The following is a 1574-nucleotide window of genomic DNA, read 5'->3' as shown; positions in this document are numbered from 1 at the left end:
GAATCGTACCTAGAGCACGATGTCAAGAATGAAGGCCCGCCATTTACATGGGTACACGGAGCCGCCGACAGCCGGATTCGTTGTTCACATTCAGAAACTTAGCCGGAAAACGAAGTAAAAAGTTCCGTCTAGTGGTGAAGCCCAAACGGAAGGTACCCACTCATAGCAGGACTGCCCCCAACAGCTGCCACCTCCTCTGCCGTCATGGTCGGCTGCCCGTTGACCCTAAGCGGACATTTGCGACTGCTCCGCGTTCCGAAACTCAAAATACTCTGAAAATTTTCTCTTTGCCTCATTCTCATATTCTTTCGGAATTGCGAGGTAGTCTGTTATTGTGAGGTCTGATGAAATCTCTGGTTTAATTTCTCTGATCTGAATAAGAGATCGATCATGGATATTGTATATGTTGTAGCCTAATTTATTTAATGTCTCTGATATTTCCAGCGCACGTCGGTTACGGTATTTAGTTAGCTCTGGAGACAACGCTTCACCCGTTGCCACAAGAAAATTGTTTAAAACTTCAAACACTAAGAACGGTCGCATTGCACCGAGGGTGTCGCGCATACCCTTGATAACCTCCAGTTCAGCTCCTTCTACGTCAATCTTCACTGTAGAAATATTCGATACCTCAAGTTCAGGAATTATATCGTCTCCTTTGAAAACAGGTATAACCCAAGACTCCGTATAAAAACTTGCTGGTCTATGGGCTTCAGCAATCGAAGCTGTGCCATCTCCCGGCTGACCAGTGCGAAAAAATAGCTGCTTAACACCGTTAACGTCTGATAAACCTGCGGGTACAACACGACAATTCGTTTTCTTGTTAATACGAAAGAAATCTTGGAGAAAAGTTACGCAAGAAGCTTGAGGCTCAAACCCGATGTAAGTCCGCTCAGGTGAAATGGTCAGAAACTTGGCAAGAGTTTGGCCACGATTGACACCGACATCTAAAAACGAACCTTCTTTAAAGTTTTGAATGGTCGAGAAGATCGGATCAAGCCACCTTTCATGCTGCTCCGAAAAATTGAGCGGGGACTCCTGCCATGTTGGTAATTGGTATTGTGTTCCAGATAGAACCGCCGTGCCTTGCCGTTTTGACGCTCTTTTCGACTTCGTTAGTTTTTTTGCGAGCTTCCAATATGTTCGCTTTGCCAAGCCTGCTACCTTAGTCATGTGCGACTCCGCTGTTCTATAAACGTGTGAACCTGTCTTTTTATGGCTCCTCGACGCTGCGAATGGATTTCGGGTGGCCTGTGCCCATGGCTGCACGGCAGGTTGGTTCCCGAGTTGAACGGGTAGAGCCGCGGCTGGCGGGCGGAGCCCCTCCATAAGGCGGAGCCCGCCAGCCGCGGCGGCCAATGCCAGCAGCGGTCGGGAGGCTCCGGTGAGCAACAGCCAGGATATCTTCGCGCTCGGTCTCGGTCTGGAGGAGCCGTGGATACTCCTCGACCAGCACCTCGACACCAGCAAGCAGCCGCACGAGCTGCACCTGCGCGTGGGCACGCGCCGCGGGGCGCAGTTCCCGTGTCCGACCTGCGGGCGGTCGTGCAAGGCGCATGACTTCAAGAAGATGACCT

Annotated in this window: 1 protein-coding gene and 1 pseudogene; one reads left to right on the top strand and one right to left on the bottom strand. The window is 50.6% G+C overall.

The features are described from left to right. Positions 1 to 225 precede the first annotated feature (225 nt). Entirely contained in the window at positions 226 to 1170 is a 945-nt protein-coding gene (locus CKO28_RS27535) for an FkbM family methyltransferase (RefSeq protein ID WP_200344709.1), read from the bottom strand. Between the two features lie 211 nt (positions 1171 to 1381). Between CKO28_RS27535 and CKO28_RS27530 the strand changes: the two are divergent. After that, positions 1382 to 1574 (top strand): annotated as a pseudogene (locus CKO28_RS27530) (ISL3 family transposase); the annotation flags it as partial.

The organism is Rhodovibrio sodomensis (assembly GCF_016583645.1).
In the GTDB taxonomy this organism is placed as follows: domain Bacteria; phylum Pseudomonadota; class Alphaproteobacteria; order Kiloniellales; family Rhodovibrionaceae; genus Rhodovibrio; species Rhodovibrio sodomensis.
The sequence above is the reverse complement of the archived record's forward strand: the minus strand, read 5'-3'. Positions and strand labels throughout refer to the sequence as shown.